Genomic DNA, 24479 nt, shown 5'->3' with positions numbered 1-24479 from the left:
GAATCCGGCCCACCGGAAGGGAAACCCGGCGGGCTCACCGGGATAGACAGCGGGCTCTCCGGGATAGACATCCGGCATGCCCCTGACCGAATCCCTTCCCTCTCAGCCCGGTTCCGCCCCGGAGCGCGCGATACCCGGCCCGGCCGGACTTCCCGTGCTCGGCTCGATGCTCGACCTCCGGCGCGACTCGCTCAGCACGTTCTTACGAGCCCAGCGGGAGCACGGCGATGTGGTCCGTCTGGAAGCCGGGCCGCCCGGCCTGCGCAGTGTCTTCCACGCGGTCTTCGCGCCCGAGGGCGTACAGCAGATCCTCGCCTCCCGGGCCGCCAACTTCCGTAAGGACCACCCGCTTTACGAGGAGGTCCGGCAGGCCTTCGGCAACGGCCTGCTGACCAGCCAGGACGCCGACTACCTCAGACAGCGCCGGCTGGTGCAGCCGCTGTTCACCAAGCGCCGCGTCGACGGCTATGCCTCGGCGGTGACCACCGAGGCCGCCGGTCTCGCCGACCGCTGGCGGACCGCGGACGGCGGCACCGTCGACCTGGTCCCCGAGATGAACCGGCTGGCGCTGCGCACCGTCTCCCGGATCCTGTTCGGCCTGGACGCGGAGGCGGCGGTGGATGCCATCCACCGCTGCGCCCCGGTCATCAACGCGTATGTCGTCCGGCGCGCCTACGTCCCCGTGAAGATCCCCCGCGAGTGGCCCACCCCCGGGAACCAGCGGGCGCGGGCCGCCACCGATGAGCTGAACGCGCTGTGCGACCGGATCGTGGCGGACCGGCGGGCGTCGCGCGAAACCGCCGGCGACGCGGACGGCGCGGGCGAGGATCTGCTGTCCCTGCTCGCCGCGGCCGGCAATGACGAGGACGGTTCGCTGGACGCGACCGAGGTCCGCGAACAGGTCCTGATCTTCCTGCTGGCCGGGCACGAGACCACCGCGACCTCCCTCGCCTTCACCCTCCACCTCCTCGCCCGGCACCCGGAGGAACAGACGCGGGTCCGCGACGAGCTCGACCGCGTCCTGGGCGACCGCACTCCCACGGCCGCCGACCTGGACCGGCTGCCCTGTCTGACACAGGCGCTCAAGGAGTCGATGCGGCTGTATCCGGCGGCGCCGGTGATCAGCCGCCGGGCCGTGGCGGCCGCCGAGATCGGCGGATTCCGCATCCCGGCCGGTGCCGATGTGGTCGTCGCCCCCTGGGTCACCCACCGCAACCCGGAGCTGTGGCCGGACCCGGAGCGCTTCGACCCGCGGCGTTTCGACCCGGAGCCGGAGGCGGCGCGGCACCGCTATGCCTGGTTCCCGTTCGGCGGCGGGCCGCGTGCCTGTATCGGACAGCACTTCTCGATGCTGGAGTCCGTGCTGGCGCTGGCCGTGCTGCTGCGCGCGTACGAACTCGACGCCGTGGACGAGGAGGTGCCGGTCTCGGCCGGAATCACCCTCCAGGCGACCGGTCCGGCGCGGGTACGGCTGCGCCCGCGCGCCGGGGCGGGGGAGTAGCGCCCGGGGACGCCATCCGGAGGAAGAGTAAACGCAACGAAAATAGCGTTTGCTTTTCGGTGGCGTTCCCCGTACCGTCAACATCGTTCCTGTTGCCGCCGATCGGAGAAGGCCGTTGCTCGTCTGAGGTCATGAGACACCGCGCCCGTGAGCGGTGATCCGCCCTGCGCTTCCGGTATCCGGAGCGGCGGATCATGCCTCATGCGGCCCGTCCGCGACCTCGGCGTACCCGCACGGCGTACCCCGGCGCACACCGGCGTTCCGACGCGGTGTCTCCCAGCGCAGTCCGCATGCACCCCACCCGCGCCCAGGAGACCCGTATGTCCATGTCCGCCACCTCCCCGTCCGCCGCCTCCATCGTCTGCACCGGCCTCGGCTTCACCTGGCCCGACGGCAGTCCCGTCCTGGAGGACTTCCCGCTGGCCGTCGGCCCCGGCCGCACGGGCCTGATCGGCCTCAACGGGGCCGGAAAATCAACTCTGTTGAAGCTGATCGCGGGCGAACTCATCCCGACGGCGGGCAGCGTCAAGGTCGCCGGCGAGGTCGGCTACCTCCCGCAGCACGCCCCGCTCGACACCGCCCTGCGGGTCGATCAGGCACTCGGTATCGCCACCGCGCGCGCTGCGCTGCACGCCATCGAGGGCGGCGACGCGAGCGAGGAGCACTTCACCGCCATCGGTGACGACTGGGACGTCGAGGAGCGCGCCCGCGCCACCCTCGACCAGCTCGGGCTGCCCGGTATCGACCTCGACCGCACCATCGGCGAGGTGTCCGGCGGCGAGTCCGTCCTGCTGCGGCTGGCGGCCCTGCTGCTGCGCCGGCCGGATGTCCTGCTGCTCGACGAACCCACCAACAACCTCGACCGGGCTGCCCGGGAGCGGCTGTACACCGCGGTCGCCGGCTGGTCCGGCGTGCTCGTCGTGGTCAGCCACGACCGCGAACTCCTCGAACGCGTCGACCGGATCGCCGACCTCCGCGACGGCGAGGTCCACTGGTACGGCGGCAACTTCAGCGCCTACGAACGGGCCCTGGCCGTCGAACAGGAGGCGGCCGAGCGGATGCTGCGGGTCGCCGAGGCCGATGTGCAGCGCCAGAAGCGCGAACTGGCCGACGCCCACGTCAAGTTGGCCCGCCGGGTCCGCTACGGCAACAAGATGAGCGCCCAGAAGCGTGAGCCGAAGATCGTCATGAACGAACGCAAGAGGGAGGCCCAGGTATCCGCGGGCAAGCACCGCATCATGCACACCGAACGCCTCAAGGAGGCCAGGGACCGGCTCGACGAGGCCACCGAAGCGGTCCGGGACGATGACGAGATCCGCATCGATCTGCCGCACACCGCCGTGCCGCCGGGCCGCACCGTGCTCACCCTGCGCGCGCTGCAAGCCCGTTACGGCGTCCACGCGAATCTGGAGGTGCGCGGCCCCGAACGGATCGCGCTGACCGGCCACAACGGCTCCGGCAAGACCACGCTGCTGCGGACCGTCGCCGGTCTGATCCCGCCGGAGTCCGGTACGGCCGAGACCCATGTCCCCTACCGCTTCCTGCCCCAGCGGCTGGAGGTGCTCGACCCGACGCTGACCGTCGCCGAGAACGTCGCCCGCTACGCCCCGGACGCCACCAACAACCGCATCCGGGCCCGGCTCGCCCGCTTCCTGTTCAAGGGAGCCCGCGCCGACCAGCCGGCCGGCACGCTCTCCGGCGGCGAACGCTTCCGCGCCTCGCTCGCCGCGCTGATGCTGGCCGAACCGGCCCCGCAGCTGCTGCTGCTCGACGAGCCGACGAACAACCTCGACCTCGCCTCGGTCCGCCGGCTGGTCACCGCCCTGGAGTCCTACGAGGGCGCGCTCCTCGTCGTCAGCCACGACCTGACGTTCCTCCGCGACCTCGGCATCACCCGCTGGCTGTCGACGGAAGGCGGTGAACTGACCGACATCGCACCGCTGTAGAAGGGGCGGGGCGGGCGGGGCGGGCCCACTGCCCCGCCCGCCCCCGAAAACCGGTTGCCGCACCCCTTCCCGTGGGCCACGATCCTCCTCATGACCTACAGGAAGGGCGGCCACCGCCCCACCCGATGACCGCGCGGACCCCGGGCCAGGACCCGGTCCCCGCCCCGTCAGCCACCGATCCCGACCGCCCCGCCGACGTGACCGCGGCGGTCCTCGACGGATCCGCCCTCACCCCCGGCGCCACCGTCCGTACCGCCGTCTTCGACGCGGTACGCGCCGACCCGGACGGCCCGGTCGCCCAAGAGCTGGCCGGACTCACCCACCACCGGCGCCCCGCCGTACGCCGCACCGCGCTCACCCTGCTCACCGAGCTGGCCTTCAGTGGTCCCCAGCCCTGGCAGGGCCCCATCGAGGCGGCGGCGGCCCGGCTCCACGACCCCGACCCCGAAGCCCGCCGGACCGCCGCCCGCCTCCTCGTGCGCGCCGGCGGCACCGACCGCGCCCGCACGGCCCTCGACAGCCACCCCGACCCCGCCACCCGTATCGCGCTGGCCGACGCACTGCTGCTGCACGCGCGCCACACCCCGTGCCCGCCCGGACCGCTGCGCACCGACCCGCTCCCCGACATCCGCCTGCTCGCCTGTATCGAGGAGCTGCGCACGGCGCCGGAGGAGGAGTGGCCCGCCCTGGACGCCCAGACGATGGCGGAGGTCGGCGCACTGTCCGCCCATGACGCGGACGGCAGTTGGCCCCTCGGCCTCCGCTGGGGCGACGCCCTGTTCCGGCAGGACCGGGAGCAGCACTGCTACACCGCCGCCGCCCGGCTGCTGACCGGCGCCGCGGGCCCCTACGGCCAACGCGTCGGGGTGGACCTCGCCCGGCGGGCCCTCCAGTCGTGGCGGGCCGCCCCCGCCACCCTGACCCCGCACCTCACCGGTCTGCTCCGCACCGCACCGGACGCCCTGCGCGACCTCGCCGTGGACGCGCTTTGCGCCTCCCGCACCGCCACCCGCCTGGCCGCCGACGACCTGACGGCCCTGCTGCCCGCCACCCGCAACCCCCGCTCCGCCACGGCCTGGAAGATCGCCTACGCCCTCGCCACGGTCGACGACCCGCGCGCCGCCCCGTACGTATACGCCCGTCTGGCATCGGGGGCGCCACCGGCCGGTGCGGTCGCCGCCGTCCGCGGTCTGCTGCGCTCCGGGACCGCCGACCCGGAACATCTCGTCCCCGTCATACGGAGGTTGCTCCGCTCCGACGATCCGCTCGCGGTGCCGACCGCCATCGCGTTGAGCGAGGACCTCGGCCCCGCGGCGGCGGCCTGCGTCCCCGACCTCATCGAGGCGCTCCGCGCCGAGTGCGCCGTGGGCGATACCAGGGGCGCCGAGTGGGCCGGCCGGCGCGAATCGCGCCTGGTCACCGCGCTCGGCCGGATCGGCCCCGCCGCCGGGGCCGCGGTGCCGCTGCTCGAAGGACTCAGCCGCGACTCCCGGCAGCGGGCCGGCCACCGGGAGCTCGCCCTCTCCCGGATCACCGGGGAGCGCCGCTACGCCGAGGCCGCGCTGCGCGCCCCGTCCCGGCTGCGGCGGTATGTGTCCGACCGCTCCGCGCTCTTCGACTGGCTGCTCGACCACGGCGGCCTGACACCGGACCAGTCCCGTCAGCTGCGGGACCTCGTCCTCAGCCGGCCCGGCGGTATGCAGGTCTTCGGATCGCGGGCCCTGTGGCGCCACGAGGGCCCGGCGGTCGCCGCTGACCTGCTCGCCGTCCTCCCGCAGTACCTCGACGACGATCTCTTCGGCCCCGCCGCCATGGCCACCCTCGCAGCCATGGGGGAGCACGCCCGCCCGGCCCTGCCGCCCCTGCGCGCACTCATCGGCCGACGCACCCGGCTCCCGCTGCACGCCGGTTCCGAGGACGCCGATATGAACGCCGACGAACAACTCCTCGAAGCCGCCCGGCGGACGGTCAGCGCCCTCAACGACACGCCCTAGGTGTGGTGTCCGGCGGACCTGCCACGATCCGCCGGACAGCCCGCCGCCGCGAAGGGCTTACCGGCCCCCGTGCCCCCGGGCGCCCGCCGCGAACAGCCGCAGCGTCTCCCCGCATTGCGAGTGCAGCGGCCTTGGCAGCGCGTCCGGGGCGAACCAGTCGAGCGCGTCGAACTTGTGCGGTTCGCCGATCTTCACCCCGTCCGGGGCCACCCGTACGGCGAAGACCACCGCGACCCAGTGCGAGTCGACCGGATCGCCGCGCAGCACATTGCGCACCCCGATCTGCTCGATGCCGAGCGGCCGCACCCCGTACTCCTCCTGCACCTCCCGGGCCACGGCCGTCTCGAAGGACTCCCCGAACTCCAGCGCCCCCGCGCCGCAGTCCCAGGTCCCCGGCTCGTCCCGGGCCCCGGCGCCGCGCCGCGCCAGCAGCACCCGCCCGGCGCCGTCATGGCACACGAAGACACAGGACACCTTGGGTTCCACCGTTGTCATCTCCCCTTCCACTCCCCTCGGTCCGCTCAGAAGTGGTGCAGCAGCTCGCCGAACGCGGGCAGCCGCAGCACCTTCTCGTCGGCCGGGTCGAGCTCATCGTGCTCCAGGACCCAGGTGTGGTCATGGGGGATGAACACCGCGTTGAGGCCTGCCGAACGCGCCGGCAGGATGTCCGACTTCGGGGAGTTCCCGATCATCCAGGTCGAGTCGGGCACCAGGTCGTAGGCCCGCACCAGCTCCTCGTACGTGGCGACGTTCTTCTCCGCCACGATGTGCACCTCCCGGAAGTGCCGGGTCAGCCCCGAAGCCGTCACCTTCCGCTGCTGCTCCTCGGTGTCGCCCTTGGTCAGCAGCAGCAACTCGTGCCGCCGGGCCAGCTCGGCCAGGGTCTCGGCCACCCCGGGCATCAGCTCCACCCGGTCCCCGGCGAAGGCCGTCGCCCACCCGGCGATCCGCGCCGACTCCTCGGCCGTGGCGGCCCGTCCGCGCAGCCGCGCCACACACTCCCCGAGGCTGTGCAGAAAGACCTTGCTGCCGTATCCGAGCGTCAGCGCGTTCGCCGCCTCGATCCCGTCGAGCACGGCCCGCACCCCGGCCCGGTCGAGCTCGGGGTGGGTCATCCACTCCAGGAACTCGTCGATGACCCGCTCGAAGATCACGTTGTTCTCCCACAACGTGTCATCCGCATCGAAGATCAGCATTCGTCCGTCAGCCCTTCTCCCACTTCACCGGCCTGCGCACCCTACGCAGGCCCGGCGGCCGACCGCACCGGATATTCGGTGGGGAGGGAGGTGCCGGCCCGGTGACTCACCACCACCGGAGGTACGACAGCAGCCGCAGCAGCTCCAAGTAGAGCCAGACCAGGGTCATCGTCAGCCCGAACGCGACATACCAGGCCCACCGGTGGGAGGCACCGGACCGCAGCAGGCGGTTGGCGGCCTCGAAGTCCAGCAGCAGGAAGAAGGACGCGGCGGCGACCATCAGCACACTCACCCCGAAGGCCAGGACACCGCCGTCCCGCAGCCCCAGGTCCGCGCCGAACCCCCACCATGCGACCAGCTCCGCCAGGAGCAGCACCAGCAGCCCGAGCGCCGCCCCGACCGCCCAGCGCGTCACCTTCGCACTGATCCGCACCTTCCGGGTGCGATACGCCGCCAGCATGCCGGCGAAGACGCAGCCGGTGCCGAGGACGGCCTGGGTCCCGGCCCCCGGATGCAGCGCGTCGAAGAACTGCGTCGCCTCACCGAGCACGACCCCCTCGAACGCCGCGAACAGCAGGGCCGGTGCGGCACCGGGCCGGGGCCGGAGGGCGAGGAAGATCCCGAGGCCCATCCCGGCGAACAGGGCGGGCAGGGCGAGGTACCCGAGTTCCAGGAAGACGGTGAGGAAGGCGCTCGCCACCAGGACGGCGAACACCGCCAGGGTCTTGACGGTGATGTCGTCGAGCGTGATCGGACGGTCCGCGGCGACCGCCGGCGACGCCTCGCCCGACCTGACCGGACCGGCCGGTGACACCGCACCGTCCAGCGTCAGCAGATTGCGGATCGCAGGGTTGCTCGTCGTGGGCACCGGCCCTCCCGGAGGATCGAGAGAAGTGAACAACTCCGTGTTGTCACAGCATAGTTGGCGAAAACGGGGAATGCCTCAGTCCACCTCGACGACCTGCCGCGACTCCGGCACGCTCGCCCGCAACGCCCGCGTCACCTCCGGCACCGCGGGAAACACGGTGTCCCCGGCGGACGGGGAGGCATACGGCAACGCCGTCCCCAGATGATCGCGCCAGGGCGCGGGCACGGCGATCGGCTGGCGGATACCGGTCAGCACCACACACTGGACCGCCTCGGCACTGTGGTCACGCAGCGCGGTCCGCAACCGGCCCGGCAGCCCCAGACGTTGTGGCACCGCGGTGTTGAGCAGCCGCTCGCCCACGCTCTCGCCCTGCCCGGCGAGCTCGGCACCGTGCAGCTGACGGACGGTGTCACGGATGGCCGGGTACTGCTCCGGCAGCACCCCGCGGCAGCGCAGCACGACCGGACTGAGCGTTTTCCCGTCGACCTCCACCTCACAGGTGATGTCGAACGACATCCGCCGCTTCAGGAAGCCGTAACGGACCTCGTTGATCACCTCCAGATTCGCGTCCGGCTTCGGCCGGCCCGTCTCCCCGGGTGGCTGGCTGTACAGCCCGTGGAGCTGTTCGCCGATCGTCACGCAGCCGGTGAACAGCCGCCGCAGCCCCACGGCCACGGCGTTGCGCTCGTACAGCTCCAGCCAGGCGGGCAGCCGGCTGACGCTGGTGAGATCGGGCGCCAGCAGCCGGGCCGTCTCCGCGTGCTCCAGCGCGTCGTCGCGCATCTGCTCGGTGAGCAGACCGATCCGGCGGCGCAGCTCGATCAGCGCCAGCGCGTCGAACTGCGCCGCCTCGTCGCCGGTCTGCTGCCCGCCGACGCCTTCGAGCACCCCCGCCAGGACCTGGGTCGGGGCGGCCTCGGCGGGCCACCCGCGCCGCCGGGCCAGGTCGGTGAGCCGGTCCTGTGCGTACGGGGTCAGCCAGCCCCGGCCCTCGACGAAGCCGCCCCAGTCACGGGACTCCAGACCGTGCCGGGCGGCGAGCCTCGGCAGCCGGGCCAGCAACGCCAGCAGCAGCAACTCGGCGTCATCGATGCCGTCCTGGTGGTGCCCCGTCTCCCGCAGCGCCTGGGCCAGCTGATGCCCGTCGAAGAGGGTCGCGAACACCTCGGACTCCGGGCACCCCAGAAGCTCCGCGAGCAGCGGCTGCGCGGCCGGGCCGACCAGCAGATGCAGATGCCGTCCGGTGAACACGGCCGGCAGGTCGGGCGGGGTGAAGGCGGCCCGGACCCGGGCCGCCAGCTCCGCCAGCTTGCCCTCGGCCTCGCTGAACCGGCCGATCCGGTGCAGGAGATCATGCGCGGCGAAGTTGCCCAGCGCCTTCTCGGCCGCCGCCCTGGCACGGTCCGAGCTCCGCACCATCCATACGACATACAGCTCGTTGTCCATGTCCTACCTCCCCGCCACCCGGCCGTAGCGCGGGGGTTCCTGCCCGGTGAGGACCTCGAAGAGCTCCTCGGCCGCACCCCGCGACCCCCCGGCATACGGCCCCACCAGAATCTCCTCCAGCGCCCGGCCGAGCTTCGCCAGTGCCGCGTCGACGGCCTCCTGATGCTCGGCGAGCTCCTCACCGGCCTCGTCCAGCTGCCGGGCCAGCCGGGCGTACTCCACCGCGTTCCTGAAGAGCCACACCGCGTACTCCCGCTCGGGGCTCACCTTGTTCAGCGCATCGCCCTTGCAGCTCGCCCGTGCCCGCGGCAGCCCCTGGAACAGTCGCCGGATGCCCTTGTCCAGGCCGGCCTCCGGCAGGCTCTCCAGCCAGTCCCGGGTGAACTCCTCGTCCGCGCTGCCCGCTTCGTCCAGGGCCCGCAGCGCTACATCGGGAAGTCCGGGCATCTGATGCCCGAGCAGACCGGGGATCTCCCGGGACTCCAGCCGGGCGGCCCGGCACTCCACGATCGCCCGCAGCAGCCAGACCCGGGCCTGCCACTGCGTCTCCGTACGGATGTCGTCCAGGCACTCCCGCGCGGTGAGGAACGCCTCGTTGCGCATCGCCATCAGCGCCCGGTCCAGCCCCTCACCGAGCGAGGTGTGCCGTTCCGCGGTCCGCAGCGCCGCCTCGATCCGGTCCTCCTCGGCGGCGCTCGGCCCGGACGGCTGGAGCGCCTCGATCATCCGCCGGGCGATACCGTCCGGCCGCGCCCGCAGCGCTTCGAGGAACCGGCGGCTGAACTCCTCCTCGACCTGCGGCTGTTCGGCCAGTGCGGCCAGCTCGTCCCAGAGCTCCTGCGCGGACGGGCCGTTGGCGTCGGCCGGGGCCGGCTCGGCGTGGTCCGTGGCGTCCCGCACCACCAGCACGGCGCGCCCGGCATCGGCGAGGACCGCGGACCGGGCGGTGTCCACCAGCGTGTACGGGTGGCTGAAGAGCACCGCCGCGTCCTCGGCGGTCGGCGGCAGATAGCGGCTGATCAGCACGGTGTGCGGGGTGAACACATCCTCCGGTGCGATGCCGTCCCGGCGCAGCGCACACCGCCACTCGAACCACAGCATCGGCGCGGCCTCCGTGCACCAGGCGCGAAAGGCCCGTTCGGTGGCGGGACTCTCGTCCGGGACGACGCCCCGTAAGGCGGCATCGAGGAACCGCCCCGCGGCCACCTGCCGGGCGGGGGCGTGCGGCCGGTGCACCGCCGTCTCCAGCTGCTCGACCAGCTCCCGCATACGCCGGGCCCAGGCCTTCCGGATCTTGATCAGATGCGGAACATTGACCTCGTAGTACTTCTCGGTGGGCACCTCCTCGGGCTCGGTGAGCCGGATGGTCCGCCCGGTCGCCTCGTCGAACCGCACCACCAGCAGCACCGTCGCCGGCCACAGCGTCCGCCGCTCCTCCTCGCTCGCCTGCTCATAGGCCCGCTTATCGGCCGTCAGCTGCTCGATCTCCGTCTCCAGCTGGTCCAGGCGCAGCCGGGCGTCCATCGTCAGCCGCTGCGACAGCACCCGCTGATGGGCCTGCTCGACGCTCATATAGGCGTCCGTGGTGAACAGATCCGGGCTGAATTCCAGCCCCACGGACGCCCCTTGCCCCCTGACCGTACGGAGATACGGCTGAAGGGACACCAGACCGTCGTCCTCCGCGGCGCGGGGCGCACGCAGGAAGGCCCGTTCCCTCTCACCCGCCGCCCGGTCCGCCAGCGCCCGCATCCCCTGGGTGTACGTCACCAGGTCCGCGTACGCGATGTCCGCGACCTCCACCAGGCCGGTCTCGTGGGCCAGCGACCGGAGCAGGCTGACGAAGTCGCGCAGCGCACCCCGGGCCGTCGACGACACCGCATCCGCCACCGTCACCGACCGGGCGTGGAACACCGACGGGATGTCCAGCGAGGCCTGGGCGCCGGACAGTCCGGCGGTGACACGGATCAGCCCGACGCCGATGTGGTCGCCGACGAAGTCGCCGCTCTCCGGGTCGCCCAGACCGTTGACCCGCAGACAGGTGGTCAGCGCCGACTGCACCACCTGCTGGCGGATCTCGGGAAGGCCCGCACCGGCCACCAGCACTTCCACCGGGCCCTGTTCGTCCCCCGCCACCCACGCCCGCACCAGCGACGACGGGAGCGCGGCCCGCACCTGCGGTGCGAGCGCGGCCTTCGGGCCCCAGGCGAGCGGCGCGGGAAACAGCGGGCCGCACTCCGCGGCCTCCCGGGCCCGCCGGGCCCACCGGGCGACCGGCCCGTCGCCGGTCCCGGGATCACCGGCGGGCACCCGCAGCCCCAGCGCCCTGGCGTGCAGCACCAGCGCGAGATCGTCCTCGGTGTCACCGAACAGCGGCTGGTCCGGGCACTGCTGGAGCCAGTACTGCCACAACCTGCTCACCAGGCGCTTCGGCACGGCCGGCCGGCTGTCCCGGAAGCGCTGCACGATCCGCTCGGCCTCGTCGGCTGTCCAGGTGTGCGGCAACCGGCTCAGCACCTCGTCGACGGCGTCCCCCCGCATGGATCTCCTCTCGTCGTCACATGTCGCCGGCACACCGGAATCCGACGTTCCCGCGGCACTCGGCCGGTGACCGTGGCGACATGTGCTCCCGCAGCCGAGCCGCGGGGGTGTCATAGGCCCCGCCGCGCAACACCGGCGCCCCCGTGTCGTCCACGCAGATGTCCCAGACGTTACCGAGCAGATCGCCGATGTTGTACGGGTTCGGTGGGAATTCCCCGACCGGGGTCAACGCGCCATGGCTGCGCAGGAAGTTCACCCGGCCCGCCGCGATCTCCGCACGCCACCACTCGCCGCTCCGTCCGGCCCGCGCCGCCCGCTCCCACTCCGCCGCGGTCGGCAGCCGCAGCGGTACGCCCAGCAGGCGGCCCGCCCAGGCCAGATACGCACGGGCCGCGGGGGCGCTCACCGCGACCACCGGGTGATCCGCGCGCCCGGCCGGAAAGTCCGCACCGCTCCAGCCCGCCAGGTAGTTGTCGTCCACGTCCGTGCCCGCCGCCCGCGCGGCCGCCGGGTGCCAGCGCGCGTTCGCCGGATCGCGGAGGAAGGCGCCGAACTGCGCATGGGTCACCGGGTACCGGCCCAGCCACACCGTCCGCGTCTCCGTGAGCGCCACCGGGACCAGCTGTGGCAGGTCGGGCTCCGGCCCGTCGAACGGCACCCGCACCCGCGCCGGGGACACCGCACGACCGCCCGACGGAGCGGTCCCCCCGGCCGTCGCACCCGCCGGAACCCGCGGCGGCGCCTCCTCGGCCGCGGGCCGTGCGACCGTCTCCCCGGCGCGGTTGCGGAACAGGCAGATCTCCCCGGCGGTCTGGCGGGTGCTCTGCTGGGGCAGCGGCCGGGACTTCGCGGTGAGCGCCGCCGTCAGCTCCGTGAACAGCGTCGCCATGCTCAGCAGGGCGGGCCGCCCCGGCACCCCGCCCGCCACGAGCCGGATCAGCTCCCCGGTGAACGCGGTGTACGTCTCTCCCGGCGGGGCCAGCGCCTGCCGTGTCGCGGCGGTGGCGGTGAGCACACACGCCCCCTCGACGGCCACCGCGGGCGCGACATCCGGGGCCTGCATCAGGCCGTCCAGCGCCAGCCCGCTCCAGCAGCAGTCCAGGATCACCACTTTCCGCGGGGCGGTGGGCCGTCCGCCCGACGGGTGGAGCAGGACCGACCGCAGATCCTCGTAACGCAGCGCCGTGTACGACGGGCCCGGCTGCGACCGGGGCAGCGCGAGATGGAGCTCGCCCGAACGCGGATCGACCAGACCGTGCCCCGCGTAATACACCACCACGGTGTCGGTCGCCTCGGCGGTGGCGTTCTCCACCGTCCTCAGGATCGCCTTCCGCGACGCCTGCCGCAGCACCCGGCACCGCTCGTCGGCCAGCCCCCAGACCGCCGGATCACGGCACAGTTCCCGCAGCCGGCTGACGTTGCGCGCCACCGCCGGAATATCGTCCAGCTCCGTATAGGCATGGGTGCCGATCAGGACGGCGCATGAGCGGGACGGATCGGACAGCGCCCCCGCCACCGCACTACTCCCGCCGCCCGGCCCGGCCCACCGGCGCCACGCGACTACCGCCGCCCCCGGCCTCCGAGCCCCGCCCGGCCTCGATCCGTACGCGCACCGCCGCCCCCGCCGCCGTCCGTGAACCCCGTCAGAGCGGTCAGCATAAGCGGCGCCCCGCACCCAGGTCCCGGGATCAGGCGATCGGGCCGTCCGCCCACTCCGCCAGCCGCAGCCGGCTCTCGTACCGCCGTACCCGGCCGTCCACCGGATCGGTGAACTCCAGGACCTTGGCGAGCAGTTGGAGCGGCGCGCCGAAGTCGTCCGGGGCCGGGTCCGTGACGACCGGATAGACCGGGTCATGGCGGATCGGCAGCCCGAGGCCGTTCATGTGGACCCGCAGCTGATGGGTACGGCCGGTCGCGGGCAGCAGCCGGTACCGCCCGAGCCCGTCCCGCCGCTCCACCAGCTCGATCCGGCTCTCCGCGTTCGGCGCACCGGCCTCCTCGCGCGCGGCCATCACCCCGCGTTCCTTCACGATCCGGCTGCGCACGGTCACAGGCAGAGCCACCGCCCCGTCGTACGGCGCCACCGCCTCGTACTCCTTGCGCACCCGCCGCTCGCCGAACAGGTTCTGGTACGCGCCCCGGTCCTCGGGCCGCACGACGAACAGCGCCAGCCCCGCCGTCAGCCGGTCCAGCCGGTGCGCGGGCTGAAGCGCGGGCAGCCCGAGATCCCGCCGCAGCCGCGCCAGCGCGGTCTCGGTGATGTGCCGCCCGCGCGGCGTGGTGGCCAGAAAGTGCGGTTTGTCGGCGATCACGATCCGCTCGTCCCGGTGGACGATCCCCACCTCGAACGGCACCGGCACCTCCGGCGCGAAGTCCCGGTGGAACCACACATACCGTCCGGCCGTATACGCCTCGCCCCCGCTCAGCACCCCGTCCACCCCGACGAACCGCCCCGTACCCAGCATGGCGTCCACCCGCCCGGCCCCGATCGCCCCCTGGAACCGGTCGACGAGATGGTCCCGGACGGTGCCCCACACCCCGTCCGGGTCGGCGGGCAGCCGCACCCGTACGGGGTCGATCCCGTCACGCTGGGGGAGAGGGGCCGGAGGAACCGGGGATCTGCGTCTCACCCGGCAAGAGAACACCGGCCCGGCCGGTGTCTCAAGTCGGTACGGGCGGCGACCGGCCACCGACCCGGTGTGAGCGGCGCACGCGCGCCCAGGAGGTGGAAACGATCAATGCCCGCCCCGGCCGAAGCCGGTGCGGGCATTGATCCTGCGAGTGTCCGAGGGGGGACTTGAACCCCCACGCCCGATAAAGGGCACTAGCACCTCAAGCTAGCGCGTCTGCCATTCCGCCACCCGGACAAGGTGTCTGCCGTTGCGGCCCTGGGCCGTTCCGACGTGGAAAACAATAGCAAACCTTCGAGGGTGGTCGATCACCCGCACAGGTGGCCGGATGTGGGCCTGTGACCAGGGCATGTCGGGAGTATTGCGGCCTTGGGCCCAGCGGGCGACGGGTGGAGGATGGCAGTGGACCCGCCGCGGGCCGCGCTCCTCAGGGCGCGCGATGCGGCCGTGAAGCCAGAGGAGGCACTGTGAGGGAGCTCAGCGAGCTGCGCGAGCGATCCATGGAGAGGTGCGCGCCGCGCGAGTGCGGGGCCGGGCGAAGCGAGGTTTCGGCATGAGTGCGTCGCAGCCGGCCCGTGGGGTCACCGGTGAGGACGAGGTCGTCGACCTGTGCCGGGATCTGATCAGGATCGACACCAGCAACTACGGCGACCACTCGGGGCCGGGCGAGCGGGCCGCCGCCGAGTACGTCGCGGAGAAGCTCGCCGAGGTCGGCCTGGAGCCACAGATCTTCGAGTCCCACAAGGGCCGCGCCTCGACCGTCGCCCGGATCGAGGGCGAGGACCGCTCGCGGCCCGCACTGCTGATCCACGGCCACACCGACGTCGTCCCGGCCAACGCCGACGACTGGACCCACCACCCCTTCTCCGGCGAGATCGCCGACGGATGCGTCTGGGGCCGTGGCGCGGTCGACATGAAGGACATGGACGCGATGACGCTGGCCGTCGTCCGGGACCGGCTGCGCACCGGCCGCAAGCCGCCGCGCGACATCGTGCTGGCCTTCCTCGCGGACGAGGAAGCGGGCGGCACCTACGGCGCGCGCTACCTCGTCGACCACCATCCGCACCTCTTCGAGGGCGTCACGGAGGCGATCAGCGAGGTCGGCGGCTTCTCCTTCACCGTCAACGAGCAGGTGCGGCTGTACCTCATCGAGACGGCCCAGAAGGGCATGCACTGGATGAAGCTGACCGTGGACGGCAGCGCCGGACACGGTTCGATGATCCACAAGGACAATGCCATCACCGAACTGTCCGAAGCCGTAGGACGGTTGGGCCGGCACGAGTTCCCGGTGCGGGTGACGAAGACCCTGCGGTCCTTCCTCGATCAGCTCGGCGACGCGCTGGGCACCGAGCTCGACCCGGAAGACATGGACGCCACGCTGGCGAAGCTCGGCGGCATCGCCAAGCTGATCGGCGCCTCGCTCAAGAACACCGCCAACCCCACGCAGCTGGGCGCCGGTTACAAGGTCAATGTCATCCCGGGACAGGCCACCGCGCATGTCGACGGCCGGTTCCTGCCGGGCTACGAGGAGGAGTTCCTGGCCGACGTGGACCGGCTCCTGGGCCCGCGCGTCAGGCGCGAGGACGTGCACGCGGACAAGGCGCTGGAGACCACCTTCGACGGTGCGCTGGTACAGGCGATGCAGTCGGCGCTCCAGGCCGAGGACCCGATCGCGCGTGCGGTGCCGTACATGCTCTCCGCGGGGACGGACGCCAAGTCCTTCGACGATCTCGGGATCCGCGGGTTCGGCTTCGCCCCGCTGAAGCTGCCGCCGGAACTGGACTTCGCGGGGATGTTCCACGGTGTGGACGAGCGAGTGCCGGTGGACGGGCTGAAGTTCGGAGTGCGGGTGCTCGACCGGTTCATCGAACAGAGCTGAATTCGGCGCGATTTTCCTGCCTTTCGCGCCGGCGTCGCTGGAAAGAGTGAACGCACCGATGTGTTCGTAGCTTCAACGGCTTTTCCTCGTTGCAGTCAGTGCGGTCCGCGGCTGGGATCGTATTGCCTACAAGGAGGACTAATGATCAAGAAGGTCGTCGCAGCTGCGGCAGTCGCCGGTGGTGTCGTAATCGCCGGTGCCGGCCTGGCCGTTGCCGACTCGGGTGCCCAGGGTGCGGCCCTGAACTCTCCGGGTGTGGTGTCCGGCAACACCATTCAGGTGCCGGTCCAGGTCCCGGTGAACGTCTGCGACAACACGATCTCCGTGGTCGGGCTGTTGAACTCCGACTTTGGCGCCGGCTGCGTCAACAAGTGACCTTCTGACGTCCTTTGGCGTTGTATTTACACCCGTAAGGGGCTGACTCGGGTCTTCGGAGGCGTGCCGCGCAATCCGGAGCCGCTGAGTATTTCGGCGGGCGGGGCGGTCTTTTCCGAAGACCGCCACTCGTCCGTATTCCTGTAAGGCACTAGGCAGGGGAACAACCTATGAGACAGGTCGCACGAAAGGGCCTGATCACCGCGGCCGCCGCCAGTGGCGTACTCGCCATGGCCGCCGGCTACGCACAGGCCGACGCGGGAGCCGCCGGAGGGGCGGCGAATTCGCCGGGCGTGGGATCCGGCAACAACGTTCAGGTACCGGTCCATGTGCCGGTGAACGCCTGCGGTAACACCGTCAATGTGGTCGGGCTGCTGAACCCCGCGTTCGGCAACCGCTGCGCCAACGACGGCGGTGGCAGGCACCACGGTGGGAACCACCACCAGGGCGGGCACACGGGGGCCGGCGCCGCCGGTACCACCGCGAACTCGCCGGGGGTCGTGTCGGGCAACAATGTCCAGGCTCCGGTCGACGTACCGGTCAACGCCTGTGGCAACCATGTCTCGGGAGGCGGGCTGCTGAACCCCGCCTTCGGCAACCACTGCGCCAATGGGTCCTCGACGACCCCGGACAGGCCGCACCACCCCGGTAACCCGCACCACCCCGGCAAGCCCCATCACCCGGGCAAGCCGCATGAGCCGGGTAAGCCGCACGAGCCGGGTAAGCCGCACCACCCGAGCACGCCGCACCACCCGGGCAAGCCCCACCAGCCGGGTAACCCGAGCCAGCAGACCCCGCACAAGCCGGGGACGAAGCCGCAGACCGGGGGGCACAGCCAGCAGGCGACGCCCGCCAAGCCCGTCGGGCACCTCGCCCAGACCGGTGCGGGGTCGATCGGCTACGCGGTTCCGGCCAGCGCCGGAATGCTGCTCGGTGGCGTCCTGCTCTACCGCAAGACGCGCGCCGCCCGCCGGTGACCAGCAGCAGCTAGCCCACCGGCAGCTCACTGAGCGGGCCCCGTCTCGACGGGGCCCGCTCTGCTGTGCTCAGCCCCCGGTGGCGCTCACCACGTCGCGCGGAGCTGGCGGATGATCCGGCGGCGCAGCCGTACCTTACGGCTCCCGTCGGGGTTCAGACGCAGTCGGTCCAACTCCCAGTGTCCGTACTCGGCATGGTCCGTCAGCAGGCGTGTGGTGGCCTTCCGGGAGACTCCCCGGGGCACATACACATCGCAGAATTCGTATTCCGGCATCGCATCTATTGTGCGGGACCGGCCCCGGTACGGATAGCGTCTGCACTATGTCTGATGCTGCGCAGCCTTCCGCCGCCGAGGTACGTGCCGCCGCCGAGGCGGTCAAAGCCGCACTGGACCGTCACCTCGACGCGGTCGAACGCCGCTCGGGGCAGGACGATCCGGCCGTGTATGCCGCGTTCGACGAGCTCGCCGCGGCTGCTGAGGTCTATGACGAGCTGCTCTACGACACCTACGACGAGGTCACCCCCTTCGAGATCCCCGGAAACGAGGCGCTGCCCGCATACGCGGGCCCGGAAGAGCCGAGCGCGCTGAGCGTGCTGATCCGCCGGGACTACACCGTCGCCGCCCCGCAGCGACTGCTGCATCAGGCACAGCGCATCGCCGATCTTGATCCGGACGCCGCCGACGAGGCGGCCGGCAGCGCCGCCGATGCCGCCGCGGTCGTCGGCACCAGCGTGCATGCGGCGCTCGGTGTGCTCTTCGGGGAGTTCGAACCGGATGAGATCGCCTCCCGGCACAAGGAGTTCGGCCTGGAGGAGGGCGACTCCACCCTGTGGGTGGCGGCCGCCGACGACCCGGCCGAGCCGGGGGAGTGGCTGTCCGCCCCGTTCGACCAGGCGGATCCCCAGCGGGTGGTGTGCCGCTTCGACGTCAGCGCCGTCTTCGACGAGGAACTGGGCGATGACGACCTGGTGGAGCCGCTCGACAGCGAACGGTGAGGGAGGCGCCGGGCGGCCTTGTGCCGCACCGGCGCCGCCCGCTGGTCCGTAGACGCCGCTGCCCCGGCCCGTCCGCTTGTTCTGCGACGGGCCGGGGCAGCGGCGTACAGGGGCTGAGTGAAGGGCTCCGAAGCCCCCGGGCTCAGTCGGCTGCCGTCGGCTCCTCGCCGCTCTGCGCGCTCTGCTGGAGCAGGCTGCGCAGCCGGGTCGTGCGCTCCTTCACGGGCACCTCGGCGACCGCGCGGGCCAGCGCCTGGTCCGCGCCCTGGACGACCGACAGATGCCGCTCACCGCGGCTGAAGGCGGTGTAGACCCAGGAGCGGGTCAGCCCCCCGGTCGCGTCCCCGGGAAGTACGACCACCGCGGCGGGCCAGCGCGCGCCGGCCGCCTGATGGGCGGTGAGTGCCCAGCCGTGCCGTACGGCCCCCGTGCCGACCTGCTCGCGCGCCACCACGACCGCGGAGCCGTCGCAGTCGAGATGCAGCCCGGCCGCGTCCGCACCGGTGACCGTGCCGGGCACCGTACGGCCGGGAGCCGGGGCGTAGGCCACGCGGTCGCCGGGGTCGAAGCCGCCGAACCGGCCGGGGCCGGGGTTGAGCCGCTCCTTGAGGGCGGCGTTGAGCGCGCGGGTGCCGGCCGCGCCGCCGTGGCCGACCGTGATGACCTGGGTGTGGTCCGCGGGGACACCGAAGGCCCGGGGCACGGAGTCGGCGACCAGCTGGACCGTGCGGTGCACCGCCTCGCCGGCATCCCGCACCGGGACGATCACCACCTCCTTGCCGGGCGCCTCGACCTGGCTCAGCTCGCCGATGCCGATGCCCGACACCAGCTCGCCGATCGGGCCGAAGTCCGGGGTACGGGAGGCGACCTGCGGACAGAAACGGGCCGCGAGCAGATCGGCGAACAGCCGGCCGGGACCGGCGGACCACAGCACGCCCGGATCGCCGCTGAGCACCAGCCGGGTCCCGTCGGTCAGCGACTCGACGAGCAGTGCGGCGGTCTCCAGATCCAGCTGCGGGGCGTCCAGCACGACCAGCAGATCGAGCGCGAGGGCGCCGTCCGCGTCCCGTCCCGGCCCCTCTCGGCCGGACAGCAGGCCGGAGACGGTCACCGCTGCCGTGGCGGGGTCCGGGGAGCCGGTGGCCGTGGCGTCGGGCGCGCTCCCGGTGAGGTGCGCGGCCAGGCGGCGGCGGCCGTTCTCGGTGTGGGTGGCGCCGAAGGCCCGCAGACCCAGCGAGCGGGCCGCGGCGATCAGTGCGGCCGGCTCGGCACGGGCCGCCTCCGCACCCGTGTGGGCCACCAGGCCGCTGTGCGCGGCGGCACGGATGAGCTCGGCGGCCGACGGCGAGGGCGCGGCAGCCGCCACCGCCTCCCAGGCGGCGGCGGAGGGCCGGGCGGGGTGGGGGGCCGTGTCGTGGTCGGTGGGGGTATCGGTGGCGGGGGCCGTGGTGGGGGCGCTCTCTCCGAGTGTGTCCCCGTCGGTGACCTGCGCGTCTCCGTCGGCCGTGGTCTCGTCCGCCGTGGGCCCGTCGGCCGTGGCACCGTCGGCCTCCTCCGGCGCCGTGTCCCGGGTCGGCTCCGCCACCGCTTCAAAGGTGTTGAGCAGCCGTGCCAGACCGTCGGCGACGCTCTCCTCGGCCATCGCGAACCGGTCCAGGCCGAGCAGGATCCGGACCGGCTGTTCCTCCTCCTCGTCACCTGTGGCCGGACGTGCCCGGCCGCCCGGCTCGCCGATCGCGTCCTGGAAGACCAGCACCGCTCCGTCCGCGATGGCCGCCTGAAGGGCGTCATCAGGGTCGGGCACCGAGCGCTGGGCGAGGGCCGCGCGCAGGGCGGCGGCCTCCAGGGCGGAGTGGCCCGCGAGCGCGGCCTGTTCCAGCAGCCAGCCGACCAGCGCCTGTGCGCGCCGTTCGTCGCCCGGCCCACAGGCGGGGCCGAGCAGCGCCCGCGCGAAACCGTCGGCCTGCTCGGGGCGGACCCCGGGCACCTGGAGCAGCAGCCAGGGGTCCTCGCTCAGCGCCTCGGCGGCCCGCTCACCCAGGACCTCCGCGGTCTGCTCGGCCAGCGTCTCGGGGGCACCGCCCGCCGCGAGCACCTGCCGTACGCCCTCGACCCCGGGGAGGGCCCGCACCGCGGGTCGGGGAGTGGGGGCGGGGCCGGTGGCTGCCGGTGCGGCTGCGGCGGCCGGGCCCGTGGCACCGCCTTCCGGCCCGTCCGGACGGGCCGGTCCGCCGGTCTCCTGCGCGGTGCGCTGCCGGGTCACCTCCGGCCCCGGGCCCGTGGGTCCGCCCTGCTGCCCGCCCTGCGGCGCGGCCTTGGCCGGCTGGGCGGCGGGTGCGGCCGGCCTGGCGGGGCGGGGGGCGTCATTGAAGAACGAAGCGGCCGAGCGCTCGCCGCTCTCCACGGCCCGCACGGCCGCCGCCAGTGCGTCGGCGGTCGCCTTGGCCGAGCCGGAAGACGGAGTCCCCTTTGCCGCACCGGGGGCCGCAGCCTCGGCTCCGGATACCGGGGCTGCGGACTCCGCGCCGGCAGACGGCGTGCCGGTTTCCGGGCTGGAGGCAGGGCTTCCGTTTGCCGCACCGGGGTCCGCGGTCTCGACCCCGGATGCGGGCGCTCCGGTCTCCGCACCGGAGGCCGGAGCGGCGGACTCTGCCGCAGCAGACGGCACGCCGGTCTCCGCGCCGGCCGCCGCAACACCAGCCTCCGCCCCGGAAGCCTCCGCCCCGGCCGCCTCGGTGCCCTCCTCGCGTCCCGTCGCCTCCTCGCCGGGCGCCGCCGCACCCTCCGGCGCCGCCGCGTCTCCCGGCCCCGCCGCCTCATCGGGCGTCCGGGCCTCCGCGGTGCCGGGTGCGGCCTCCTGCCCGGGCGGGGTTTCGCCGGCGAGGCGGTCGGTGCTCACAGCGTGCTCCAGTCGTGATCGGGGTAGTGGTGCACCGGCGCCGAAACATCGTCCAGCGCCTGGCGGATCTCGTCAGGAAGACTAAGGGTCTCCACTGACAATGCGGCTCTGAGCTGCTGCGCTGTGCGGGCGCCCAGGATCGGCGCGGTCACGCCGGGGCGGTCGCGGACCCAGGAGAGCGCGACCTGGAGCGGGGTGACGGCCAGTCCGTCGGCGGCGGTGGTGACCGCTTCGACGACCCGGCTCGCCGTCTCGTCGAGATAGGGCGCGACGAACGCCGCCAGATGCTCCGAGGCACCACGGGAGTCCGCCGGTGTCCCATGGCGGTACTTGCCCGTCAGCACCCCCCGGCCGAGCGGCGACGACGGCAGCAGGCCGATACCGAGGTCGAGGGCCGCGGGCAGCACCTCCCGCTCGATGCCGCGCTGAAGGAGGGAGTACTCCATCTGTGCGCTCGCGAGACGGTTGCGTACACCGGGCGCCGCGAGCTGCCAGGTGCCGGCCCGGGCGAGTTGCCAGCCGGAGAAGTTCGCCAGCCCCACATAGCGCGCCCGGCCGCTGGTGACGGCGAGGTCGAGGGCCTGGAGTGTCTCCTCCAGCGGGGTGTGCGGATCGAAGGCGTGCAACTGCCACAGGTCGACGTAGTCGGTGCCCAGCCGCTCCAGGGAGGCGTCCAGGGCGGCGAGGAGATGGCGCCGGGAGCCGTCGACCCGGCGGTCCGCCTCCAGGACGCTGCCCGCCTTGGTGGCGATCACCAGGTCCTCGCGCGGAACGAGCTCTTCCGTCAGCCGGCCGAGGAGGTATTCGGCGCCGCCGTCGGCGTAGATGTCGGCGGTGTCCACGAGGCTTCCGCCGGCCTCCCAGAACGCCTTGAGCTGGTCGGCGGCTTCCTGCTCGTCCGTGTCACGCGCCCAGTTCAGGGTGCCGAGCCCGAGCCGGGTCACGCGCAGGCCCGTACGGCCGAGGTGCCTTTGCTCCATGGGCCTTGAGATTACTGGGCGGAAGCCGGCATCAGGGGACCTGTGGACAACCCGCCGATGACAGCCGGCGCGGCCGGCGGCTACAGTCCCCGCAACAGCGACGTTACTGATGGGTAAGGGGAGCGGCATGAGGCTTGGCATCAACCTCGGCTACTGGGGCGCCGGGATGGACTCCGACAATCTCGCGGTGGCGCAGGAGGCCGATCGCCTCGGCTACTCCGTCTGCTGGGCGGCGGAGGCCTATGGCTCCGACGCCGCCACCGTGCTCTCCTGGGTCGCGGCGCAGACCGAGCGGATCGACATCGGTTCGGCGATCTTCCAGATCCCGGCGCGTACGCCCGCGATGACCGCGATGACGGCCGCGACCCTGGACTCCCTCTCCGGGGGCCGGTTCCGCCTGGGCCTCGGCGTCTCGGGGCCGCAGGTCTCCGAGGGCTGGTACGGCGTCAAGTTCGACAAGCCGCTGGCCCGCACCCGCGAGTACGTGGACATCGTCCGTAAGGCGATGTCGCGCGAGCGGCTGTCCTACGAGGGCGAGCACTGGACGCTGCCGCTGCCGGGCGGTCCGGGCAAGCCGCTGAAGCTCACGGTGCACCCGCAGCGCGAGTACATCCCGCTCTACATCGCCGCGATCGGCCCCAAGAACCTCCAGCAGACCGGTGAGATCGCCGACGGCGCGCTGCTGATCTTCCCCTCGGCCGACCACCTGGAGGAGACCGCGATCGCGCACCTCCGGGCCGGCCGCGAGAAGGCGGGCAAGACGCTGGACGGCTTCGACGTCTGCCCGACGCTGCCGCTGGCCGTCGGCGCGGACAAGGACGTCAGCGCGCTGGCCGACATGTTCCGCCCGTACACCGCGCTCTACGTCGGCGGTATGGGCAGCCCCAAGCAGAACTTCTACAACCAGCTCGCTCAGCGCATGGGGTACGGGAAGGAAGCCACCGAGATCCAGGAGAAGTACCTGTCCGGCGACAAGGAAGGCGCCGCCGCCGCGATCCCGGAGCGGCTGATCGACCAGACCACGCTGCTCGGCTCCGTCGAGCGGATCGCCGACCGGATGCAGGCCTACGCGGCGGCCGGCGTGACCACTCTGACGCTCGCCCCGGCGGGCTTCTCCCTGGAGGACCGGCTGGCGTCGCTGCGGGCCGGTACCGAGGCCCTGGAGCGCGCCGGGCTGGCGTAACCCCACCGCGGCGCCGGGCCCCTTGGCCCCGCACCCGGCCCGGCGCCCGGAGCGCCGGGCCGGCGAGGCCCCGCGGCCGTGGTGGGGGCTCGGGGGTCTTCCCCACCACGGCCGTCAGCAGCACAACGCGGCCACGGGCACGCTGGTTACGCCCACGACGGGGACACCTCTCGCCCGAACGGCCGAACGGGCCGCCGCTCCGGTTGCCGCCCGGGGAGCACCCCAATTGACTCTTCCTTTACGGGTGTGTCCGTTCGGAGGTGGCAAAGATGCTCTCGGCGCGAAGCCTGTTCCAGGAGATCGTCGACAACGACGACTCCTTCCGCTTGTTCTGTTCCATCGCGGCCAGCGGCGAGGCGCAGGGCGGCTGGGAGAACGGCCGGATCGCCGCGCTGCTCCCCGCGTCCATGCGGGAGCTGGCGCCCAAGGTCACCCGGCACGGTGCCGACGAGGACAAGCACGGCCGGATCTTCCAGGCCCTGATGCGCAGGCGCGGACTGACGCCGACCGACGTCCCCGTGGAGACCGACTACACCGCGCTGCTGGAGCGGCGGGGCATCGGCCTGACGCACGACAAGCTGCGCCGCGACCAGCCGCTCACCGAGCGCGACATCGTCGTCTACCTCTCCCACAGCCGGGTCACCGAACAGCGCGCCGCCGACCAGATGGTGCTGCTCACCAAGCACTTCGGCGACCACCCCGAGCTGGGCAAAGCGGTCCGGATGATCTCCCACGACGAGGACAACCACCTCGCGTACTGCCATGAGGAGCTGCTGCGGCTGGCCCGCGCCGGGCACGGCCGTTTCATCCAGCGGACCCTGCGGGAGTGCGCGCATGCCGAGATCGTCGTCTACCGGGAGGTCAGTCTGGCGGTGATGGCCCATATGGGCCGCATCCTGGAGTGGCCGACGGCGAAGTCCGCCGCGCTCGCCGCCGGGATCCGCGCGGTGTACGGCTATGAGCGGCTGGCCGGCTGGCGACGGATGGTCAGCCTCCGGATGCCCGAGCGGCGGAACGCGCTGGGCGGACCGGCCACCTCCGCACCGGAATTCGCCTGAACGGACCGGCCC

General features: G+C 72.8%; 19 protein-coding genes and 1 tRNA gene. 9 read left to right on the top strand and 11 right to left on the bottom strand.

What is annotated here, in order from left to right:
- Window positions 1-76 precede the first annotated feature (76 nt).
- The 3 genes from TU31_RS21770 to TU31_RS21760 all read left to right on the top strand — a co-directional run bounded on the left by TU31_RS21770 (window position 77) and on the right by TU31_RS21760 (window position 5441).
- The gene (locus TU31_RS21770) at window positions 77-1501 is read left to right on the top strand and encodes a cytochrome P450 (protein WP_042157238.1); all 1425 of its coding nucleotides are present in this window, start codon (window positions 77-79) and stop codon (window positions 1499-1501) included.
- Window positions 1502-1821: 320 nt separating this feature from the next.
- Window positions 1822-3447 (top strand): ABC-F family ATP-binding cassette domain-containing protein, encoded by a 1626-nt coding sequence (locus TU31_RS21765; protein WP_042157236.1) that lies wholly within the window; start codon window positions 1822-1824, stop codon window positions 3445-3447.
- 125 nt (window positions 3448-3572) lie between these two features.
- Window positions 3573-5441, top strand: coding sequence for a hypothetical protein (locus TU31_RS21760; RefSeq protein ID WP_042157234.1), 1869 nt, complete (start codon window positions 3573-3575; stop codon window positions 5439-5441).
- A 57-nt stretch (window positions 5442-5498) separates the two neighbouring features.
- Here the strand turns inward: TU31_RS21760 and TU31_RS21755 are convergent, their stop codons facing one another.
- From TU31_RS21755 to TU31_RS21720, 8 genes are all read right to left on the bottom strand, one after another.
- Window positions 5499-5936, bottom strand: a complete 438-nt coding sequence (locus tag TU31_RS21755; protein WP_042157232.1) for an NUDIX domain-containing protein — start codon at window positions 5934-5936, stop codon at window positions 5499-5501.
- A 26-nt stretch (window positions 5937-5962) separates the two neighbouring features.
- Complete coding sequence (locus tag TU31_RS21750; protein ID WP_042157229.1) at window positions 5963-6637, bottom strand: HAD family hydrolase; 675 nt, start codon at window positions 6635-6637, stop codon at window positions 5963-5965.
- Between the two features lie 106 nt (window positions 6638-6743).
- Window positions 6744-7505 (bottom strand): Bax inhibitor-1/YccA family membrane protein, encoded by a 762-nt coding sequence (locus tag TU31_RS21745; RefSeq protein ID WP_042157226.1) that lies wholly within the window; start codon window positions 7503-7505, stop codon window positions 6744-6746.
- Window positions 7506-7580: 75 nt separating this feature from the next.
- Window positions 7581-8951 carry a hypothetical protein gene (locus tag TU31_RS38735; protein WP_042157224.1) on the bottom strand — a complete coding sequence of 457 codons (1371 nt, stop codon included), beginning with the start codon at window positions 8949-8951 and terminating at the stop codon, window positions 7581-7583.
- Window positions 8952-8954: 3 nt separating this feature from the next.
- Window positions 8955-11489, bottom strand: coding sequence for a hypothetical protein (locus TU31_RS21735; protein ID WP_042157221.1), 2535 nt, complete (start codon window positions 11487-11489; stop codon window positions 8955-8957).
- A 16-nt stretch (window positions 11490-11505) separates the two neighbouring features.
- Window positions 11506-13005 (bottom strand): caspase, EACC1-associated type, encoded by a 1500-nt coding sequence (locus TU31_RS36000; RefSeq protein WP_052718995.1) that lies wholly within the window; start codon window positions 13003-13005, stop codon window positions 11506-11508.
- A 172-nt stretch (window positions 13006-13177) separates the two neighbouring features.
- Window positions 13178-14119 (bottom strand): pseudouridine synthase, encoded by a 942-nt coding sequence (locus tag TU31_RS21725; RefSeq protein ID WP_042157220.1) that lies wholly within the window; start codon window positions 14117-14119, stop codon window positions 13178-13180.
- Between the two features lie 152 nt (window positions 14120-14271).
- Window positions 14272-14356 (bottom strand) — tRNA-Leu (locus TU31_RS21720).
- 316 nt (window positions 14357-14672) lie between these two features.
- On the opposite strand from TU31_RS21720, the gene TU31_RS21715 reads away from it, so the two are divergent.
- The 3 genes from TU31_RS21715 (at window position 14673) to TU31_RS21705 (ending at window position 17350) form a co-directional block, all read left to right on the top strand.
- Window positions 14673-15998, top strand: a complete 1326-nt coding sequence (locus TU31_RS21715; RefSeq protein ID WP_042157218.1) for a M20/M25/M40 family metallo-hydrolase — start codon at window positions 14673-14675, stop codon at window positions 15996-15998.
- Window positions 15999-16139: 141 nt separating this feature from the next.
- Entirely contained in the window at window positions 16140-16373 is a 234-nt protein-coding gene (locus TU31_RS21710) for a chaplin (RefSeq protein ID WP_042157216.1), read from the top strand.
- A 170-nt stretch (window positions 16374-16543) separates the two neighbouring features.
- Window positions 16544-17350 carry a chaplin gene (locus TU31_RS21705; RefSeq protein ID WP_042157214.1) on the top strand — a complete coding sequence of 269 codons (807 nt, stop codon included), beginning with the start codon at window positions 16544-16546 and terminating at the stop codon, window positions 17348-17350.
- Between the two features lie 86 nt (window positions 17351-17436).
- Here the strand turns inward: TU31_RS21705 and TU31_RS21700 are convergent, their stop codons facing one another.
- A complete protein-coding gene (locus TU31_RS21700) occupies window positions 17437-17625 on the bottom strand; it encodes a DUF5703 family protein (RefSeq protein ID WP_030416245.1) in 189 nt (62 codons plus the stop codon).
- A gap of 47 nt (window positions 17626-17672) precedes the next feature.
- Between TU31_RS21700 and TU31_RS21695 the strand changes: the two genes are divergently transcribed.
- Window positions 17673-18347 (top strand): hypothetical protein, encoded by a 675-nt coding sequence (locus TU31_RS21695; protein WP_042157209.1) that lies wholly within the window; start codon window positions 17673-17675, stop codon window positions 18345-18347.
- 142 nt (window positions 18348-18489) lie between these two features.
- Here the strand turns inward: TU31_RS21695 and TU31_RS21690 are convergent, their stop codons facing one another.
- Complete coding sequence (locus TU31_RS21690; protein ID WP_042157207.1) at window positions 18490-21246, bottom strand: helix-hairpin-helix domain-containing protein; 2757 nt, start codon at window positions 21244-21246, stop codon at window positions 18490-18492.
- Entirely contained in the window at window positions 21243-22226 is a 984-nt protein-coding gene (locus TU31_RS21685) for an aldo/keto reductase (RefSeq protein WP_042157205.1), read from the bottom strand. Before TU31_RS21685 ends, TU31_RS21690 begins: the two co-directional genes overlap by 4 nt.
- Before the next feature lie 127 nt (window positions 22227-22353).
- On the opposite strand from TU31_RS21685, the gene TU31_RS21680 reads away from it, so the two are divergent.
- Window positions 22354-23409 carry an LLM class F420-dependent oxidoreductase gene (locus tag TU31_RS21680; RefSeq protein WP_042157203.1) on the top strand — a complete coding sequence of 352 codons (1056 nt, stop codon included), beginning with the start codon at window positions 22354-22356 and terminating at the stop codon, window positions 23407-23409.
- Window positions 23410-23678: 269 nt separating this feature from the next.
- Window positions 23679-24467: a hypothetical protein gene (locus tag TU31_RS21675; protein ID WP_042157201.1), complete on the top strand. Its 789-nt coding sequence runs from the start codon at window positions 23679-23681 to the stop codon at window positions 24465-24467.
- Window positions 24468-24479: the final 12 nt, after the last annotated feature.

Origin of the sequence: Streptomyces lydicamycinicus (genome assembly GCF_000829715.2) — a bacterium.
GTDB classification, from domain to species: Bacteria; Actinomycetota; Actinomycetes; order Streptomycetales; family Streptomycetaceae; genus Streptomyces; species Streptomyces lydicamycinicus.
Note: the sequence above shows the minus strand (reverse complement) of the source record. Positions and strands in the feature narration are given on the sequence as shown.

What these genes read in the sequence shown, in the direction of transcription:
- TU31_RS21770 (WP_042157238.1), top strand. Translation starts at nt 77, where the DNA reads ATGCCCCTGACCGAATCCCTTCCCTCTCAGCCCGGTTCCGCCCCGGAG.
- TU31_RS21765 (WP_042157236.1), top strand. Translation starts at nt 1,822, where the DNA reads ATGTCCATGTCCGCCACCTCCCCGTCCGCCGCCTCCATCGTCTGCACC.
- TU31_RS21760 (WP_042157234.1), top strand. Translation starts at nt 3,573, where the DNA reads ATGACCGCGCGGACCCCGGGCCAGGACCCGGTCCCCGCCCCGTCAGCC.
- TU31_RS21755 (WP_042157232.1), bottom strand. Translation starts at nt 5,936, where the DNA reads ATGACAACGGTGGAACCCAAGGTGTCCTGTGTCTTCGTGTGCCATGAC.
- TU31_RS21750 (WP_042157229.1), bottom strand. Translation starts at nt 6,637, where the DNA reads ATGCTGATCTTCGATGCGGATGACACGTTGTGGGAGAACAACGTGATC.
- TU31_RS38735 (WP_042157224.1), bottom strand. Translation starts at nt 8,951, where the DNA reads ATGGACAACGAGCTGTATGTCGTATGGATGGTGCGGAGCTCGGACCGT.
- TU31_RS21735 (WP_042157221.1), bottom strand. Translation starts at nt 11,489, where the DNA reads ATGCGGGGGGACGCCGTCGACGAGGTGCTGAGCCGGTTGCCGCACACC.
- TU31_RS21715 (WP_042157218.1), top strand. Translation starts at nt 14,673, where the DNA reads ATGAGTGCGTCGCAGCCGGCCCGTGGGGTCACCGGTGAGGACGAGGTC.
- TU31_RS21710 (WP_042157216.1), top strand. Translation starts at nt 16,140, where the DNA reads ATGATCAAGAAGGTCGTCGCAGCTGCGGCAGTCGCCGGTGGTGTCGTA.
- TU31_RS21705 (WP_042157214.1), top strand. Translation starts at nt 16,544, where the DNA reads ATGAGACAGGTCGCACGAAAGGGCCTGATCACCGCGGCCGCCGCCAGT.
- TU31_RS21700 (WP_030416245.1), bottom strand. Translation starts at nt 17,625, where the DNA reads ATGCCGGAATACGAATTCTGCGATGTGTATGTGCCCCGGGGAGTCTCC.
- TU31_RS21695 (WP_042157209.1), top strand. Translation starts at nt 17,673, where the DNA reads ATGTCTGATGCTGCGCAGCCTTCCGCCGCCGAGGTACGTGCCGCCGCC.
- TU31_RS21685 (WP_042157205.1), bottom strand. Translation starts at nt 22,226, where the DNA reads ATGGAGCAAAGGCACCTCGGCCGTACGGGCCTGCGCGTGACCCGGCTC.
- TU31_RS21680 (WP_042157203.1), top strand. Translation starts at nt 22,354, where the DNA reads ATGAGGCTTGGCATCAACCTCGGCTACTGGGGCGCCGGGATGGACTCC.
- TU31_RS21675 (WP_042157201.1), top strand. Translation starts at nt 23,679, where the DNA reads ATGCTCTCGGCGCGAAGCCTGTTCCAGGAGATCGTCGACAACGACGAC.